General features: G+C 71.8%; 15 protein-coding genes. 2 read left to right on the top strand and 13 right to left on the bottom strand.

What is annotated here, in order from left to right; genetic code table 11:
• Nucleotides 1-3: 3 nt before the first annotated feature.
• From HJD23_RS31500 to HJD23_RS31475, 6 genes are all read right to left on the bottom strand, one after another.
• Complete coding sequence (locus HJD23_RS31500) at nucleotides 4-747, bottom strand: endonuclease/exonuclease/phosphatase family protein (protein ID WP_171115396.1); 744 nt, start codon at nucleotides 745-747, stop codon at nucleotides 4-6.
• A 129-nt stretch (nucleotides 748-876) separates the two neighbouring features.
• Complete coding sequence (locus HJD23_RS31495; RefSeq protein ID WP_171115398.1) at nucleotides 877-1830, bottom strand: ROK family glucokinase; 954 nt, start codon at nucleotides 1828-1830, stop codon at nucleotides 877-879.
• A 55-nt stretch (nucleotides 1831-1885) separates the two neighbouring features.
• Nucleotides 1886-2404, bottom strand: a complete 519-nt coding sequence (locus HJD23_RS31490) for a DUF5304 domain-containing protein (RefSeq protein WP_171115400.1) — start codon at nucleotides 2402-2404, stop codon at nucleotides 1886-1888.
• Between the two features lie 57 nt (nucleotides 2405-2461).
• Nucleotides 2462-3631: an ArsA family ATPase gene (locus HJD23_RS31485; protein WP_171115410.1), complete on the bottom strand. Its 1170-nt coding sequence runs from the start codon at nucleotides 3629-3631 to the stop codon at nucleotides 2462-2464.
• A gap of 89 nt (nucleotides 3632-3720) precedes the next feature.
• Complete coding sequence (locus tag HJD23_RS31480; RefSeq protein WP_171115412.1) at nucleotides 3721-4161, bottom strand: SRPBCC family protein; 441 nt, start codon at nucleotides 4159-4161, stop codon at nucleotides 3721-3723.
• A gap of 134 nt (nucleotides 4162-4295) precedes the next feature.
• Entirely contained in the window at nucleotides 4296-5093 is a 798-nt protein-coding gene (locus tag HJD23_RS31475) for a metallophosphoesterase (protein WP_171115414.1), read from the bottom strand.
• A gap of 337 nt (nucleotides 5094-5430) precedes the next feature.
• On the opposite strand from HJD23_RS31475, the gene HJD23_RS31470 reads away from it, so the two are divergent.
• On the top strand, nucleotides 5431-7227 hold the full coding sequence (locus HJD23_RS31470) for an AMP-dependent synthetase/ligase (RefSeq protein ID WP_171115416.1): 1797 nt from the start codon (nucleotides 5431-5433) through the stop codon (nucleotides 7225-7227).
• A gap of 106 nt (nucleotides 7228-7333) precedes the next feature.
• Here HJD23_RS31470 and HJD23_RS31465 read toward each other — a convergent pair whose 3' ends face one another.
• Complete coding sequence (locus tag HJD23_RS31465) at nucleotides 7334-8476, bottom strand: glycosyltransferase family 4 protein (protein ID WP_171115417.1); 1143 nt, start codon at nucleotides 8474-8476, stop codon at nucleotides 7334-7336.
• A gap of 34 nt (nucleotides 8477-8510) precedes the next feature.
• Between HJD23_RS31465 and HJD23_RS31460 the strand changes: the two genes are divergently transcribed.
• Nucleotides 8511-9788 (top strand): glycosyltransferase 87 family protein, encoded by a 1278-nt coding sequence (locus HJD23_RS31460; protein WP_240980863.1) that lies wholly within the window; start codon nucleotides 8511-8513, stop codon nucleotides 9786-9788.
• Here HJD23_RS31460 and HJD23_RS31455 read toward each other — a convergent pair.
• The 6 genes from HJD23_RS31455 to HJD23_RS31430 form a co-directional block, all read right to left on the bottom strand.
• Entirely contained in the window at nucleotides 9757-10182 is a 426-nt protein-coding gene (locus tag HJD23_RS31455) for a VOC family protein (RefSeq protein ID WP_171115418.1), read from the bottom strand. The genes HJD23_RS31460 and HJD23_RS31455 overlap by 32 nt on opposite strands.
• 10 nt (nucleotides 10183-10192) lie before the next feature.
• On the bottom strand, nucleotides 10193-10567 hold the full coding sequence (locus HJD23_RS31450; protein WP_197973701.1) for a helix-turn-helix transcriptional regulator: 375 nt from the start codon (nucleotides 10565-10567) through the stop codon (nucleotides 10193-10195).
• Between the two features lie 80 nt (nucleotides 10568-10647).
• Nucleotides 10648-13041 carry an excinuclease ABC subunit UvrA gene (locus HJD23_RS31445; RefSeq protein ID WP_171115421.1) on the bottom strand — a complete coding sequence of 798 codons (2394 nt, stop codon included), beginning with the start codon at nucleotides 13039-13041 and terminating at the stop codon, nucleotides 10648-10650.
• A gap of 123 nt (nucleotides 13042-13164) precedes the next feature.
• Nucleotides 13165-13575 carry a VOC family protein gene (locus HJD23_RS31440; RefSeq protein WP_171115423.1) on the bottom strand — a complete coding sequence of 137 codons (411 nt, stop codon included), beginning with the start codon at nucleotides 13573-13575 and terminating at the stop codon, nucleotides 13165-13167.
• A gap of 77 nt (nucleotides 13576-13652) precedes the next feature.
• Nucleotides 13653-15290 (bottom strand): alpha/beta hydrolase, encoded by a 1638-nt coding sequence (locus HJD23_RS31435; protein ID WP_171115426.1) that lies wholly within the window; start codon nucleotides 15288-15290, stop codon nucleotides 13653-13655.
• Nucleotides 15291-15470: 180 nt separating this feature from the next.
• Complete coding sequence (locus tag HJD23_RS31430) at nucleotides 15471-16643, bottom strand: hypothetical protein (RefSeq protein WP_171115428.1); 1173 nt, start codon at nucleotides 16641-16643, stop codon at nucleotides 15471-15473.
• Between the last annotated feature and the right edge of the window lie 23 nt (nucleotides 16644-16666).

Genomic DNA, 16666 nt, shown 5'->3' with positions numbered 1-16666 from the left:
GGGCTAACTCGCGGGCACTTTGAGGGCGGCCAGGACCGGGAGGTGGTCCGTGGCCGCCCTCAGGTCTGTGTCCGTGATGCCGGGGTGGCCGTGCGGCACCCCGCAGCCGAGGATCTCGATGCCTGCGGTGGCGAAGACGGCGTCGATGCGCTGGTGGGGGTCGGTGGGGGTGGAGGTGTACTCACCGCCCCAGGGGGCGGCGGCCCGGCAGTCCTGGAGGGTGTCGGCCAGCCGCTGGAACGCCGGGCCGCCGGGGCGTTCGTTGAGGTCGCCGCCCGCGATGGCGTGTTCGACGCCCAGTCCCGCGAGCCGGTCGAGCAGCATGCCCGCCTGGTCGTACCGCTCGTCCTTCTGCAGGCTCAGGTGACAGCTGAGCACCCCGAGGCGAGCGCCACCGAAGCGGACCACCGCGGTCGCGAAGCCACGCCGGTGCAGCCCCGGCGTGAGCGGCAGCAGCACGTCCTCCGTGCGCTCGACCGTGGCCCGCAGCGAGCACAGCAGCGCCGGTCCGGCCGCGGTCGCGCCGCCCGAGAGGATCATCTGCCCCGACGCGGCCGCGAGCCGGGCGAGCTTCTTGCGCCAGCGGAAGAAGCGGGGCGCCTCCTGGATCAGGACCAGGTCGGGGTCGCAGGCGCTGATCACGCGGGCGAGCGCGGCGGTGTCGTCGCGCATCGAGCGGATGTTGTAGCTGAGGACGCGGAGGACGGCGGAACCGTCGGGGTGGGTACGGGAGTTGGGCAGCTCCATGTGGATCAATCTACGCCCCGTGGCTCGGGGCGCGAGGTGTGTGGGCGACTGCCGGTTCGTTGTGGCTTGTCGCGCAGTTCCCCGCGCCCCTGGGGACGTCGCAGGCCCCGTACGCCGAAAAATCAACCCTCACATGATCGGGTCCGGCTCCCGAGCCAGGTCCGCCGCGCCGACCAGCCCGGCCTTGTTGCCCAGCTGCGCGGCGATCACATCCGCGACCGGGCGCCAGTTGCCGCCGACCAGCCAGCGCTTGTACGACTTGCGGATCGGCCCCAGGACCAGCTCCCCCTCCTCGGACAGCCCGCCGCCCACGATGAACGCGGACGGGTCGAAGAGCGAGGCGAGGTCGGCCAGGCCCGCACCGGCCCAGCGGGCGAGCTCGCGGTAGGAGTCGACGGCGACGGGGTCGCCCTGGCGGGCGGCCATGGAGATGTGCTTGCCCTCGATGCCGTCGGGGGTGCCGTCGCCGAGCGAGAGCAGCAGCTCGGCGTTCTCGGGGGTGGCGTTGGCGCGCTGCTTGGCGTACCGCACCAGGGCGCGGCCGGAGGCGTACTGCTCCCAGCAGCCCTGCGAACCGCAGCCGCACAGCAGCCCGTCCGGCACCATCCGGATGTGGCCGAACTCGGCGGCCACGCCGAAGTGCCCGCGGCGCAGCTTGTTGCCGATGATGATGCCGCCGCCGAGGCCGGTGCCGAGCGTGATGCAGATGACGTTGCGGTGGCCCTTGCCCGCACCGAACTTGTACTCGCCCCACGCGGCGGCGTTGGCGTCGTTCTCCACGACCACGGGGAGGCCGGTGCGGGCCTCGACCTTCTCCTTCAGCGGCTCGTTGCGCCAGTCGATGTTGGGCGCGAAGTAGACCGTCGAGCGCTGCCGGTTGACGTATCCGGCGGCGCCGATGCCCACGCCGACGATCTCGTGCCCCGCACGCGCACCGTCCACGGCCGAGGCGATGGCGTCCACGATGGCCTCGGGGGTGGTGGGCGTCGGCACCTTGAAGGTCGAGAGGATGTTGCCGTCCTCGTCGACCACGCCGGCCGCGATCTTCGTGCCGCCGATGTCGACGCCGATGGTGAGTCCCATGAATCCCTCAGTTTCGGTCGAGCCCCGCTACGGCCAACCGTACCCGAGCAGAGGGTCAGTCCAAGTCGATGCGCTGGCCGGGGCCGGTGCCCTCGCCGGGGTCGCGGCGGGGGTCGTCGAGGTTCTTCAGTTCGTCCGTGGCGCTGCCGGTGTCCGTGCCGGCCGTCCAGCGGCGTTCCTGGGCCTGGACCGCGGAGCGGTAGGCGGCGAGGAGTTCGTGGCCGGCGGCGGCGAGGTGGTCGAAGACGTCCGGGTTGCGCTCGATCACGGGTTCCACGGCGGCCTTGGCCTGCTCCACGACCTGCTGCACCATCTGCTGGGCGGCCGGGCCGGCGACCGCGCCGAGCAAGGGCGACTGCAGGCCGGACAGCTTGTCCGCGACGGTGTCGACGAGCCGGCGCAGCTCCTCCGCGGCCGAGCCGGGCGGCGGCCCGTGCTGGGCCCGGCGGCGGGCCTTCTCCGCCTCCAGGTCCTCGGCGCACGCGGTCGCCCACGCGTCGGCGTCACCCGTGGGGCGCGGCTCGTCGGCCGACGGCTCCTGAGCGGCGTCGGGGAAGGGGCGCTCTTCGCTCATGGCGGGCTCCTGACTACGTGTCGTCCCTACGACGTTACCCGAACGGGGGTAGCGGTTTCACGGCGTCCGCGGCCACAGCTGAGGGTCCGGCGCGAACCGGATACGCAGCTCACCCTCACGCAGGGCCGCCCCGGCGACGGTGCAGCGGCGCAAGGCGGACGGCAGCGGGACGACGCGACGGAATTGGGCGGCCGTGACCACGATGTCGTCGCCGCGCCGGACGAGGTCGAGGTCGTCGCGTACGGCGCCGGGGAGCGGGATGTGCCAGACCAGCACGCCGTCGTCGGCGAGCCGGTCCTGGACGGGCCACTCGACGCGGGCGGGGGCCGCCTCGGCCACGGGTACGGCGAGGGCGGTGAGGTCGTCGGCGCCGCGCGGGTCGTGTCCGAGGTGGGGGACGCGGTGTACGTCGTAGGCGGCACCCCACTCGTCGACGGCCTTCCGCTGCTGGGCGAGCGGCCCCGCGAGCCAGCCGACCCCGGCCTCCTCCGGGAGCACCCGGTTGGCGATCAGCGCGTCCGGGCGCAGGCCGCGCAGGGCGAGACCGAGGGTGGCGGTGTGGACGGCGTCGAGGCTCGCCGGGGAGGGTTCGGCGACGAGCCGTACGGTCGTGGCCCGGTCGGCCAGGACGGCTTCCAGGGCGGCGAGTTCGAGGTCCCAGCGGGCGGCGGTCTCGTACAGCCACTCCGCGGGCATGGGCACGCCGGCCAGCCGGCCGAGTACGGGGCGCAGGGCGCGGGCCGCCTGCCGCTCGGGCGGGAGCAGGCGGCGCAGATAGCGGCGGAGTTCCTCGGGGAGGGCGAGGAGGGCGAGGGCCTGCGGGGTGGGCGGCAGATCGACGACGAGCAGCTCGTGTGCCTCGGCGAGGGCGGCGTCACGCAGGGCGCGGAGTATGGCGAGTTCCTCGGCGCCGGGGAGCGGGGTGAGCTCCTCGGGGTCGAGCGGGCTTGCCCCCAGCAGGTCGAGCACGGTGGACGCACGCTCCTGCAGCCCGGCGAGGTCCTCCCGGAAACCGGCGGCGGCGTCGGGACGCCAGGCGGTGAGGCCGGGCGCGGCTTCCACGGGGGCCGGTCCGGTCGCCGTCCCCAGCGCGGCCCCGAGCGTGTCGGTCGGGTCGGTGCCGAGGACGAGCGTGCGGATGCCGGCACGGGCGGCGGCGAGCGCGGTGGCCGCGGCGACCGTGGTACGACCGCTGCCGCCGGGCCCGGTGATCAAGATGGTGCGCATGACGGTGAACCGTACCGGGGGTGTCGGCGGCCCGCCCGCCCACGGCCGCACGGCGTGGTGAGAAAGAGATGGCCCGACAGCTAGGACAGCTACTGCCCGGACTCCACCCGCTTCTTCAGGCCCGCCAGCGCCCGGTCGATGATCACCTTCTCCGCCTTGCGCTTGATCATCCCGAGCATCGGGATCTTGACGTCCACCGTCAGCTGGTAGGTGACCTCGGTCGAGCCCGGGCCCGCCGGCTTCAGCAGGTACGAGCCGTCCAGGGACCGCAGCATCTGCGACTTCACCAGCGTCCAGGAGACCTCGTGCTCCCCGGTCCAGGTGTACGCCAGCGTCTGGTCGTCCTTGATCGCCCCGGCGTCCATGACCAGCCGTACGTGCTCGGCGCGGCCCTCGCCGTCGGTCTTGAGGACCTCCGCCTCCTTCACCTCACCGGTCCAGTCCGGGTAGCGGGCGAAGTCGGCGATCACCGCCATGACGTCGGCCGGAGCCGCCTCGATCTCGATGCTCGAGCTGGTGTGTTCCGCCATCGCCGTGGCTCCTCCAGATGCGGTCCGGCAAGAGGTCGTCGTGCGCACGTGTGTGCAGCGTGAAGGCTACCGCGCGGCGCCCCACCCGCCGTCACCCCTACCTGCGCGTACCGGCCGCACACCAGTTGCGGATCTCACCACTCCAGCGCCCACGGCCGCCCCGTCCCCGCGAAGTGCCCCACGTTCACACACTCGGTCCCCCCGATCCGCATCCGGCTGACGAGCGGCTGGTGGACATGGCCGAAGAGGGAGTAACGGGGCCGCGTGCGGCGGATCGCGTCGAGCAGCGCCCGGCTCCCCCGCTCGAAGCGCCGCGCCACCGTGTCGTACACCAGCTCCGGCACCTCCGGCGGGATGTGCGTGCACAGCACGTCGACCTCACCCACCGCCTCGATCTTCGCCGCGTACTCCTCGTCGCTGATCTCGTACGGCGTGCGCATGGGGGTGCGCAGGCCGCCGCCCACGAAGCCGAACACCCAGCCCCCGATCTCGACCCGCTCGCCGTCCAGCACCGTCGTGCCCGGCCCGGCGTACTCCGGCCACAGAGGCGGCATGTCGACATTGCCGTACGTGGCGTACGTCGGTGTCGGGAACGCGGCGAACAGTTCGGCGTACTGCTTGCGCACCGCCCGCTCGATCACCGCCGCCCGGTCCTCGCCGACCCCGGCCCACAGCATCGCGCCCAGCTCACGCGCCTCCTCGAAGCGGCGGGCGGTGCGCAGGGCGACGATGCGGTCGGCGTTCTCGACGCCGAAGAGGTCGGGGAAGATGCCGCGCGAGTGGTCGGCGTAGTCGAGGAAGAGGACGAGGTCCCCGAGGCAGACGAGCGCGTCCGCCCCGTCCCCGGCGCGTGCCAGGTCCCGCGTGTTGCCGTGCACGTCACTGATCACATGGATCCGCGTCCTGCGGTTACCGGCTGGTGTGGATGCCATGGCGATCAAGGGTAAGCGTGTGCGACTGACGTGAACAGTGGCGGCCGGACCTGCGGTTACTCGCCAGTCGGGAAATCCGTCGACTACTCTGCGCACAGGAACACCAACAGGAACATCAACGAAGCACCAACTGTGTGACGCAGCGAACATCTCGCCGGTCCCCCCTGTCGTAGACGCCATACCGGCGGGTAACGTCCGGGCAGTCCAGTCGTGCTCGGGTTTTCAACCAGTGGGACCGTTGGCTCCTGCCGGCGCCTGAGCACCCTGCCCGAGCCTTGGACCGGACCGTCGCAGCACACAACGTCGTGGCGCCGGCGCCCTATGAGGAGCAGCAGTCTTGCGCGAGTTCAGCCTTCCGGCTTTGTACGAGGTCCCCTCGGACGGCAACCTGACGGACATCGTCCGCAGAAACGCCGCGCAGCATCCCGAGGTCGCCGTGATCGCCCGCAAGGTCGGCGCCGCCTGGCAGGACGTGACGGCCGCCGCCTTCCTCGACGAGGTCCGGGCCGCGGCCAAGGGCCTCATCGCCGCCGGCGTGCGGCCGGGCGACCGGGTCGGGCTGATCTCCCGTACCCGCTACGAGTGGACGCTGCTCGACTTCGCGATCTGGAGCGCGGGCGCGGTCACCGTACCCGTCTACGAGACCAGCTCGCCGGAGCAGGTGCAGTGGATCCTCAGCGACTCGGGCGCGACCGCCTGCATCGTGGAGACGGACAGCCTCGCGGCCGCCGTCGAGTCGGTGCGCGACCGGCTGCCCGAGCTGAAGCACGTCTTCCAGATCGAGGGCGGCGGCATCGACGAACTGGGCCGGCTGGGCAAGGACGTCAGCGACGCGGCGGTCGAGGAGCGCAGCTCGCTGGCGAAGGCCGACGACCCCGCGACGATCGTCTACACCTCCGGCACCACCGGCCGCCCCAAGGGCTGCGTGCTCACCCACCGCAGCTTCTTCGCGGAGTGCGGCAACGTCGTCGAGCGCCTGCGCCCGCTGTTCCGCACCGGCGAGTGCAGCGTGCTGCTCTTCCTGCCGCTGGCGCACGTGTTCGGCCGCATGGTGCAGATCGCCCCGATGGTGGCACCGATCAAGCTGGGCTGTGTCCCGGACATCAAGAACCTCACCGACGAACTGGCCACGTTCCGGCCGACGTTGATCCTCGGTGTGCCGCGCGTCTTCGAGAAGGTCTACAACTCGGCCCGCGCCAAGGCCCAGGCGGACGGCAAGGGCAAGATCTTCGACAAGGCCGCCGACACGGCCATCGCGTACAGCAAGGCCCTGGACACCCCCTCGGGCCCCTCGCTGGGCCTGAAGATCAAGCACAAGGTCTTCGCCAAGCTGGTCTACAGCAAGCTGCACGCGGTGCTCGGCGGCCGCGGCGAGTACGCCATCTCCGGCGGCGCCCCGCTCGGCGAGCGGCTCGGCCACTTCTTCCGCGGCATCGGCTTCACGGTTCTGGAGGGCTACGGCCTGACCGAGTCCTGTGCCGCCACCGCCTTCAACCCCTGGGACCGGCAGAAGATCGGCACGGTCGGCCAGCCGCTGCCGGGCTCGGTCGTGCGGATCGCGGACGACGGTGAGGTGCTGCTGCACGGCGAGCACCTGTTCAAGGGGTACTGGAACAACCCGGGCGCGACCGAGGAGGCCCTCGCCGACGGCTGGTTCCACACCGGCGACATCGGCACCCTCGACGAGGACGGGTATCTGCGGATCACCGGCCGCAAGAAGGAGATCATCGTCACGGCGGGCGGCAAGAACGTGGCGCCCGCCGTGATCGAGGACCGGATCCGGGCGCACGCGCTGGTCGCGGAGTGCATGGTGGTCGGCGACGGACGGCCGTTCGTGGGCGCGCTGATCACCATCGACGAGGAGTTCCTGGGCCGTTGGGCCACCGAGCACGGCAAACCGGCCGACTCCACGGCCGCGTCCCTGCGCGACGACCCCGACCTGCTGGCGGCGATCCAGTCGGCCGTCGACGACGGCAACGCGGCGGTGTCCAAGGCGGAGTCGGTCCGCAAGTTCCGCATCCTGGACTCGCAGTTCAGCGAGGACTCGGGGCACCTCACGCCGTCGCTGAAGCTGAAGCGGAACGTGGTGGCGAAGGACTTCGCGGCCGAGATCGAGGCGATCTACCAGAAGTAGCAAGCGGTTTGACGCACCGTCATGGCGCGAGCCCCACCTCACCGGGGACCCGCGCCACAGTGCGTCTGCAACAGCCCTTTACAGCAGCGCCTTCACAACAGCGCCTTCACAACAGCGCCTTGAGCCGCTCCGCCAGCAGGTCCCACCGCCACTTCTCCTCGACCCAGCTGCGCCCCCGCTCCCCCATCCGGCGACGCAGCTCGGCGTCCCCGAGGAGCGTGACGATCCGGTCGGCGGCGTCCTCCACGGACCCGCCGCGCACGACCCACCCGGTCTCCCCGTCGAGCACGGCGTCGGGCGCGCCCCCGGAGTCCCCGGCGACGACCGGCAGCCCGGTCGCGGACGCCTCCAGGTACACGATGCCGAGCCCCTCCACGTCGAGCCCGCCGCGCCGGGTACGGCACGGCATGGCGAAGACGTCACCGGCGCCGTAGTGGGCGGGCAGATCCGACCAGGGCACGGACCCGGTGAAGACCACGGAGTCCTCGACCCGGGTCTCCCGCGCCAGCTTGCGCAGCTCACCCTCGTACGGCCCGCCCCCGACGATCAGCAGCACCGCGTCCGGTTCCTTGGCCAGGATCCGCGGCATGGCGAGGATCAGCGTGTCCTGCCCCTTGCGCGGCACGAGCCGGGAGACGCACACGACGACGGGCCGGTCGGTGAGCCCGAGCCGGGCCCGCACCCGGTCGCCGCCGGAGCCGGGGTGGAAGGTCTTCTCGTCGACGCCGGGCGGCAGTTGCACCATCCGCGCGGCCGCGTCCGGCGTCAGCGCCTGCGCGATCCGCGAGCGGGTGTACTCGCCGAGGTGGGTGAGGGTGTCGGTGGAGTCGCCGATCCGGCGCAACAGCTGCCGTGCGGCGGGCAGTTGGGCCCATCCGGCCTCGTGCCCGTGGGTGGTGGCCACCAGCCGCTCGGCGCCCGCCCGGCGCAGCGCCGGCGCCATCAGCCCGAGCGGGGCCGCCGCCCCGAACCACACCGACGTGCACCCGTGCGCGCGCAGCAGCGCGACGGCCTGCCGGGTCGCGGCGGGCGTCGGCAGCAGCATGGTCGTCCGGTCGCGTACGACGGTGAAGGGCTGCTCGGCGTCGAAGGCGGCGGTGGCCTCGACGCCCTCGCGGCTCCGTTTCCAGGTCGAGGCGTAGACGACGAGCCGGTCGGGATCCAGCCGGAGCGCCATGTTGTGCAGAAACGCCTGGATGCCGCCGGGGCGGGGCGGGAAGTCGTTCGTGACGATGAGGGTCTTGCGCATCAGCGCCGACCCTACCCAACGTAAACTCACGCGGGTGGACAGGACGGACGGAACGCGATCCCTGACCGGACTTCTCGCGCTCTGGGGTCTGACCAGATTGCTGCTGCTCCTGTCCGTGTTCAAGGTGTACGTCTTCCCCGGCCCGGACGTCACCAACGACGTCTTTGTGATCTACCAGGGCTGGTACGAGGTGCTGCGCACCGGGACGTTCCCACTGGACGACGTCACCTGGCAGTACCCGCCCGCGGCCGCCCTCGCGATCCTCTCCCCGGCGCTGCTGTTCTTCCTCGACTACGCGCAGGCGTTCTTCGTCCTGGCCTTCCTGGCCGACCTGGCGGTCCTCGCCCTGCTGCTGAACGCGGGCCTGCGCCCCGGCCGGACGGTGCGGGGCGCCTGGGTGTGGGTGGTGGGCGTACCGCTGCTCGGGCCGACGGTGTACGCGCGCTACGACGTGATGGTCACGGCCGTCGCGGTGGCCGCGCTGCTCGCGGGCGCCCGCCGTCCCCGGCTGATGGGGGCGCTGGCGGGCTTCGGGGCGGTGCTGAAGGTGTGGCCGGTGCTGCTGCTGATCGGTGCCGTGCGGCGCCGGGCGTGGGCCGCGGCGGCGGTGACGGCGGGGGTGCTGGTGGCGCTGTTCGCGCTGGCCATGCCGGGGGCCTTCGCGTTCCTGACCTTCCAGCGGGAGCGGGGCACCGAGGTGGAGTCGCTGGGCGCGCTGGTGTTCCATGTGGCGCGGCACTTCGGCTGGGACGGGCAGGTGCTGCTCAACTACGGCTCGGTGGAGTTCCTCGGCCCGTACGTGGACGTGGTGAGCACCGCCGCCCTGGCGCTGACCGGGATCGCCTTCGGCTGGCTGCTGCTGTGGCGGCTGATGGCGACGCGGTTGGTGCCGCACACGCTCACGGACGCCGCTTTCGTGGCGGTGCTGATGTTCACGACCACGAGCCGGGTGATCAGCCCGCAGTACATGGTGTGGCTGGTCGGGCTCGCCGCGGTCTGCCTCTGCTTCCGCCGCACCGGCATGCGCGTACCGGCCGCCCTGGTCCTGCTCGCGTCCTTCGTGACGATGCTGGAGTTCCCCCTGTGGTTCTCGCACGTCGTCGCCAGCGACCCGCTCGGCGTCACCCTCCTGTTCGTCCGCAACGGCCTGCTGGTGCTGGCCACCGTCGTCGCGGCCCGCGAGCTGTGGCGCACGTCGGTCCCCCGCACCGGCCGGCGGGAACCGGCGGGCCGCACGGACGCGGTCCCGAAGGGCGGGCCCCTGAACGGGGCCCGCCGGCTCACTTCCCGGGCTTCCCGAGAGGCTGGGTGAAGCGGAGCAGGTTCCCGGCGGGGTCGCGGAACGCGCAGTCACGGACGCCGTAGGGCTGGTCCATCGGCTCCTGCAGCACCTCGGCGCCCGAGGCGCTGATCCGCTCGAAGGTGGCGTCGCAGTCCTCCGTCGCGAACAGGACGCCGCGCAGCAGGCCCTTCGCCATCAGCTCCGCCAGCGCCTGTTTGTCGGCCGCCGAGGTGCTCGGATCGGCGGCGGGCGGCTCCAGGACGATGTTCACGTCCGGCTGCTCGGGCGACCCGACGGTCACCCAGCGCATTCCCTCGAACCCGACGTCGTTGCGCACTTCGAGGCCGAGCACGTCGCGGTAGAAGGCGATCGCCTTGTCGTGGTCGTCGACGGCGATGAAGCAGGTGGAGAGCTTGATGTCCATGGCGCTCACGCTACGGGCGATCCGCGGGCCGCGCTTCTCCGTTCCTGACCGGTCGCGTGTAGATCTTGGCGATGCAGGCCGGGATCGCGGCACCCTGGTCGTGGCTGCGGGCCCGGTAGGCGCTCGGGCTCTCGCCGACGAGTTCGGTGAAGCGCGAGCTGAACGACCCCAGCGACGTACAGCCGACCGCGAAGCAGACCTCGGTCACCGTGAGATCGCCCCGCCGCAGCAGCGCCTTGGCGCGCTCGATGCGGCGGGTCATCAAGTAGCTGTACGGCGTCTCGCCGTAGGCGGCGCGGAAGCTGCGGGAGAAGTGACCCGGCGACATCAGGGCCTGTCGCGCCAGCGCCGGGACGTCGAGCGGCTCGGCGTAGTCGCGGTCCATCCGGTCGCGGGCCCGCCGCAGCCGGACGAGGTCGTCGAGGTCCTGCCGTTTCACCCGACGAGTCTCCCACAGCTCCCCGGTCAGCCGCCGACGTACGCCGCGAGGTGCTCACCGGTGAGGGTGGAGCGGGCGGCGACGAGGTCGGCCGGTGTGCCCTCGAAGACGATCTTGCCGCCGTCGTGGCCGGCGCCGGGGCCGAGGTCGATGATCCAGTCGGCGTGCGCCATGACCGCCTGGTGGTGCTCGATGACGATGACCGACTTGCCGGACTCCACGAGCCGGTCGAGCAGGCCGAGCAGCTGTTCGACGTCGGCGAGGTGCAGGCCCGTGGTCGGCTCGTCGAGGACGTACACGCCGCCCTTGTCGGCCATGTGCGTGGCCAGCTTGAGCCGCTGCCGCTCGCCGCCGGACAGCGTGGTGAGCGGCTGGCCGAGGGTGAGGTAGCCCAGCCCGACGTCGGCGAGCCGGTCCAGGATCTTGTGCGCGGCCGGCGTGGCCGCCTCCCCGGCACGGAAGAACTCCTCGGCCTCGGTCACCGGCATCGCGAGCACCTCGCTGATGTCGCGCCCGCCGAGCCGGTACTCCAGCACCTGCGCCTGGAACCGCTTCCCCTCGCAGTCCTCGCACGTGGTGGCCACCCCGGCCATCATCGCCAGGTCGGTGTAGATGACACCGGCGCCGTTGCAGGTGGGGCAGGCGCCCTCGGAGTTGGCGCTGAACAGCGCCGGCTTGACCCCGTTGGCCTTGGCGAACGCCTTGCGGATCGGGTCGAGCAGTCCGGTGTACGTCGCCGGGTTGCTGCGCCGGGAGCCGCGGATGGGCGTCTGGTCGACCGACACCACGCCCGCCGAGGCGGGGACGGAACCGTGGATCAGCGAGCTCTTGCCGGACCCGGCGACGCCGGTGACCACGCACAGCACCCCGAGCGGAATGTCGACGTCGACGCCGCGCAGGTTGTTCGCCGTCGCGCCGCGGATCTCCAGCGTGCCCTTCGGCGTCCGCACGCTCTCCTTCAGCGCCGCCCGGTCGTCGAGATGGCGGCCGGTGACGGTGCCGCTCGCCCGCAGCTCCTCGACGGTGCCCTCGAAGCAGACGGTGCCGCCCGCCGTACCGGCGCCGGGGCCGAGGTCGACGACGTGGTCGGCGATCGCGATGGCCTCCGGCTTGTGCTCCACGACGAGGACCGTGTTGCCCTTGTCCCGCAGCCGCAGCAGCAGGTCGTTCATCCGCTGGATGTCATGGGGGTGCAGGCCGATGGTGGGCTCGTCGAAGACGTACGTGATGTCGGTGAGCGCGGAGCCGAGGTGGCGGATCATCTTGACGCGCTGCGCCTCACCGCCCGACAGCGTGCCCGCGGGCCGGTCCAGCGCCAGGTAGCCGAGGCCGATCTCCACGAACGAGTCGAGGGTCTGCTGCAGCGCGGTGAGCAGCGGTGCCACCGAGGGCTCCTGGAGCGCGCGGACCCATTCGGCCAGGTCGCGGATCTCCATCGCGCAGGCGTCGGCGATGCTGATGTCCTTGATCTTCGACGACCTGGCCTCCTCGCTGAGCCGGGTGCCGTCGCACTCGGGGCAGGTGGTGAAGGTGACGGCCCGCTCCACGAACGCCCGGATGTGCGGCTGCATCGCCTCCTTGTCCTTGGACAGGAACGACTTCTGGATCTTGGGGACCAGCCCCTCGTAGGTGAGGTTGATGCCGTTGACCTTCACCTTGGTCGGCTCGCCGTAAAGGAAGGCGTGCATCTCCTTCTTGGTGAACTCGCGGATCGGCTTGTTCGGGTCGAGGAAGCCCGACTGGGCGTAGAGCCCCACGGTCCACTGGCTGTCCGACTTCCAGCCGGGGATGGTGAACGCGCCCTCGGCGATCGACTTGGAGTCGTCGTAGAGCTGCGTGAGGTCGATGTCGGAGACCGTGCCCCGTCCCTCGCAGCGCGTGCACATGCCGCCGGTGCGGTTGAAGGTCGCCTTCTCCGCCTTGGTCTTGTTGCCGCGCTCGACGGTGATCGCGCCGCTCGCCCGGACCGAGGCGGTGTTGAAGGAGTATGCGCTGGGCGGGCCGATGTGCGGCTCGCCGAGCCGGCTGAAGAGGATGCGCAGCATCGCGTTGGCGTCGGTGGCGGTGCCGACGGTGGAGCGGGGGTCGGCGCCCATCCGCTGCTGGTCGACGCTGATCACGGTCGTCAGCCCGTCGAGCACGTCGACCTCGGGCCGCGCCAGCGTCGGCATGAAGCCCTGCACGAAGGCGCTGTACGTCTCATTGATCAGCCGCTGCGACTCGGCGGCGATGGTGTCGAACACCAGTGAGCTCTTGCCCGAGCCGGACACGCCGGTGAACACCGTCAGCCTGCGCTTGGGGATCTCGATGCTGACGTCCTTGAGGTTGTTCTCGCGCGCCCCGTGCACGCGGATCATGTCGTGGCTGTCGGCAGCGTGCGGCGCAGGCGACTGCGTGTTCGTGCTGGTGGGCATGCTCATGTCTCCTCCGTCGGGGCGGGGCCGCCTCTCGGCCTCCGCGGCGTCGCCTGGCTCGATCCAACCAGCTTCGAACGGCTTGCGTGACCGTCCTTCGTCGATACGGCCGTCTGCCCAGGTCAGCGCTCAGCGCAGCTCCTGGATCCGGACCATGTTCCCCGCGGGATCGCGCACGGCGCAGTCCCGGACGCCGTACGGCTGCTCGGTCGGCGCCTGGACGATCTCGGCGTCACCGGCCCGCAGCCGCGCGAAGACGCCGTCGAGATCGCGGCTGGCCAGGAGGATGCCGGCATAGGTGCCCTTGGCCATCATCTCGACGATGGTACGGCGCTCGTCCTCGGTGACGCCGGGGTCGGTGACCGGCGGCTGCAGCACGACGGACGTGCCGGGCTGTCCGACGGGGCCGACCGTGATCCACCGCATCCCGTCATGTCCGACGTCGTCGCGGACCTCGAAGCCGAGGGTGTCCCGGTAGAAGGCCAGGGAGGCGTCCGGGTCGTCGTGCGGCAGGAAGCTCGCGTGAATGCGGATGTCCATGACCATCACGCTAGGCGCGCCCCGGCCGCCGGCGCTTCTCGATTCCTGACCGGTTCCCGACGCCGACGGAAGCGCCCTTACTGGGGCCGGCTCAGAAGGATGCCGGCCATCCCGCCCTCGCCCGCGTCGACAGCGCCTTGCGGATCGGGGGCGGAGAAGGGCTGCGTGTTTTGCCGACACGTTGTCCCCACCGGCGGGAGGGTGCCCTCGATGAGGTAGCGGCTCTCGTGTGCCTGAATGCAGCCGCTCGGGTTGATCAGAGCGGTGTGCCCGTACCCGTTGTGGGTGAGCAGGCGGGCGTCGGCCAGCTTCTTGGCCATGGCCTGCGCGCCCTGGTAGGGAGTGGAGGGGTCGTGGAGGGTGCCGACCACCAGGATCGGATGCGCCGTCGGCTTGTTCCACGGGCCGCGATAGGGGTTTGCCGCTGCGGCAGACCAGGAGGCACACCCTGCGGTGGCCCAGGTCCAGAAGCGTCCGGCGTCGCCCGCGCGGGTGGCGCTCGCCTGCTCCAGGGCGTGGTAGGTGCCGGGGTCACGCGGATTCGGGCTGTCGCCGCAGAGCACCGCCGCGGCCTGTTCTTCGCCCACGTACGGATTCGGGTTCGGGACCGCCGGCGCGGACGGGAGCGGGGACGGCTTCGCGACGCGGCCCTGCCACAGGTCCTGCAGCCTGCCGGCGAGGTCCGTCCACCCCTCAGTGGTGAAGAGGCTGTTCACCACGTCGGCGACCGTCCCTCCGTAGGTCCACTCGCCCACGGGATGCTCGCTCAGCCGCCGCATCAGCTGGTCGAACTTGTCCCGGGTCGCCTTCGGGTCGCCGGCGGAGAAGGCGCAGCGGGCTGTGGTGGCGGACCCGCACAGGGTGAGGAACTGGTCCAGGACCGACGCCGCGCTGCGGTCCGAGCCCAAGCGCTGGAAGGTCGTGAGCCGAGGGGCGGCGTCGGAGGCCTGGTTCGTCCAGGCCTCCGGGTCCCAGTTGCTGTCGAGGACCATGGCGCGGACCTTGCCCGGGAAGAGGTTGGCGTAGGTGGCGCCCAGGAAGGTCCCGTAGGAGATCCCGAGGTAGCTGAGCTGGGCGTCGCCCACGGCCTGGCGGAGCAGGTCGAGGTCGCGGGCGGTGTCGGCGGTCGACACATGGCGCAGGAGTTCCGGGTCACGCTGCCGGCACTGCCGGGCCAGATCCTTGTACGCGGCGATGAAGGCCGTCCGCTCCTGTTCGCCCACCGGGAAGCCCGCCGCTTTGCTCGCGTCCCAGGCGGCGGCTTGCTGGGAACCCGCGAAGCAGTTCACCGCGGTGCTGCTGCCGACTCCGCGGGGATCCCAGCTGACGATGTCGAACCGCTCCCGCACCTCGCGCGGGAAGAGCTCGTAGTTCTGGGGCATCTGGACCGTTCCCGGCCCGCCGGGTCCGCCGGGGTTGAAGAACAGGGTGCCGATCCGTCGTCCGGGGCCGGTCGCCTTCCGCTTGACGACCGCCAGGTCGATGCTGCGCCCGCCGGGGTCGCGGTGGTCCAGCGGCACCTTCGCGGTCGCGCAGTCGAACTGGCTGCCCGTAACGCAGGGGCTCCAGTCCAGCTTCAGGGCGGGCGCCGAAGGTTTCGGCGTACCGTCGGCCGTGGCGAGGCCCGGTCCGGTCAGTGCCGTCGAGCAGGTCACGATCGCGGCGATGAGCGCGGCACAACTCCGACGGCCGACTCCGGGTTCAGATATGTGCATGCCTTGTCCATTCACGGCTGAGCGCCCGACGCCGCCCGAGCGCTGGACGTCGGTGCGCATGCACGTCCACAACACCGAGGTCCGGCAGAACGCGCGAGCCATGCGCAGCCGAATGGGGGGTGGGAGTCCCGCTCGGCCGGACCCGCCTCAATCGAACCGGGCCCCGCCACCCCACCCGCCTCAGCCGAACTGAGCCCGCAGATACTCCCGCCACCACCCCGTGAACTCCTCCACCGAGGTCCCCAGGACGTCCGTCAGGGCGGCCTCCAGCCCGGTCGCCCCCACCGCCCGGTAGAACTCGCCGAGTCGCCGCTCGCCCCACCGGTTCTCGATCAGCCGGCAGGCCATCCAGCCGCCCTCGTAGGCCTGGGCCAGCGCGTTCGAGTCGCCGGTGAAGCCGAAGTCGCCGTTGTCCGGCAGCGCGGTCGGCACCTCCCCGGCGGCCACCGACCGCGCCAGCTCCGGCGCGGCCTCGGCCGGGGTGCGCCCGCTGTCGCGGTAGCCGACCCAGTCGGCGTAGCCCTCCGAGAGCCACATGGGGGTGCCGGAGTCGGTGTGGGCGCGGGTGGCGACATGGGTGGTCTCGTGGGTGAGGACCACCTGCTTGCCGACGGAGCCCAGGACGCCGTACGCCTCGGGGTTGACGATGATCCGGTCGGCGGGCGCCCGCGCCGTCCCCGTCTCGCCGGTGGTCACCGCGGCGATCCCCCGGTAGGAGGTGGCGGGCGAGCCGAGCAGTCCGGCCATCGCCTCCAGCGACTGCGGTACGAGCACGACGACGTGCCTGCTCCAGTCCGTGCCCCACGCCTGCGACACGGCGGGCACGGCCCGGTCCCCCAGATCCGCGTACAGACCCAGCGTCTTGCGGGACTGCCCGACCCCGAGCACCAGGCTGTGCTCGCCCCGGACGACGGTCACCGCGCCCCGGTCCCACAGCTGCTCGGCGGAGTTCCGCGCGGGCCGGTCGGAGGTGACGGACCAGTCGCCGTCCGCGTCCCGGGTCAGGCCCAGGGTGCGCCCGGCCGTCACGGGCGCCTTGTCGAAACCCGCTATTCGGTACCGCAGTTCGGCGTCGGCCGTGGCCCGGTCGCCGGTGCGGTGCAGATCCGTCAGCCGGTACGACCAGTCCGCCAGCGGCAGCCCACGCACCTGGGCGAAACCGGTCGCCGTCCCGGTCCGCCGATACCCGCTCTCGTCGTGGTCGAGGACCGCGGCCGCCCGCCGGTCGAGCAGCCGCTGCACCTCGGCCCGTGCGGTGTCGGTGGTGGGCCCGCCCCCGCAGCCGACCAGGGAGACGAGCAGCAGGCAGAGCGCCACGACCGAGGAAACCGACGCCCGCCTTCGACCTGCCACCTTCCCGATCGTACGGGGCCCGC

The sequence above is a fragment of the Streptomyces sp. Z423-1 genome (assembly GCF_013009255.1).
GTDB classification, from domain to species: Bacteria; Actinomycetota; Actinomycetes; order Streptomycetales; family Streptomycetaceae; genus Streptomyces; species Streptomyces gossypiisoli.
This window is presented reverse-complemented; position numbering and strand designations above follow the sequence as displayed.

What these genes read in the sequence shown, in the direction of transcription:
- HJD23_RS31500 (WP_171115396.1), bottom strand. Translation starts at nt 747, where the DNA reads ATGGAGCTGCCCAACTCCCGTACCCACCCCGACGGTTCCGCCGTCCTC.
- HJD23_RS31495 (WP_171115398.1), bottom strand. Translation starts at nt 1,830, where the DNA reads ATGGGACTCACCATCGGCGTCGACATCGGCGGCACGAAGATCGCGGCC.
- HJD23_RS31490 (WP_171115400.1), bottom strand. Translation starts at nt 2,404, where the DNA reads ATGAGCGAAGAGCGCCCCTTCCCCGACGCCGCTCAGGAGCCGTCGGCC.
- HJD23_RS31485 (WP_171115410.1), bottom strand. Translation starts at nt 3,631, where the DNA reads ATGCGCACCATCTTGATCACCGGGCCCGGCGGCAGCGGTCGTACCACG.
- HJD23_RS31480 (WP_171115412.1), bottom strand. Translation starts at nt 4,161, where the DNA reads ATGGCGGAACACACCAGCTCGAGCATCGAGATCGAGGCGGCTCCGGCC.
- HJD23_RS31475 (WP_171115414.1), bottom strand. Translation starts at nt 5,093, where the DNA reads ATGGCATCCACACCAGCCGGTAACCGCAGGACGCGGATCCATGTGATC.
- HJD23_RS31465 (WP_171115417.1), bottom strand. Translation starts at nt 8,476, where the DNA reads ATGCGCAAGACCCTCATCGTCACGAACGACTTCCCGCCCCGCCCCGGC.
- HJD23_RS31455 (WP_171115418.1), bottom strand. Translation starts at nt 10,182, where the DNA reads ATGGACATCAAGCTCTCCACCTGCTTCATCGCCGTCGACGACCACGAC.
- HJD23_RS31450 (WP_197973701.1), bottom strand. Translation starts at nt 10,567, where the DNA reads ATGGACCGCGACTACGCCGAGCCGCTCGACGTCCCGGCGCTGGCGCGA.
- HJD23_RS31445 (WP_171115421.1), bottom strand. Translation starts at nt 13,041, where the DNA reads ATGAGCATGCCCACCAGCACGAACACGCAGTCGCCTGCGCCGCACGCT.
- HJD23_RS31440 (WP_171115423.1), bottom strand. Translation starts at nt 13,575, where the DNA reads ATGGACATCCGCATTCACGCGAGCTTCCTGCCGCACGACGACCCGGAC.
- HJD23_RS31435 (WP_171115426.1), bottom strand. Translation starts at nt 15,290, where the DNA reads ATGCACATATCTGAACCCGGAGTCGGCCGTCGGAGTTGTGCCGCGCTC.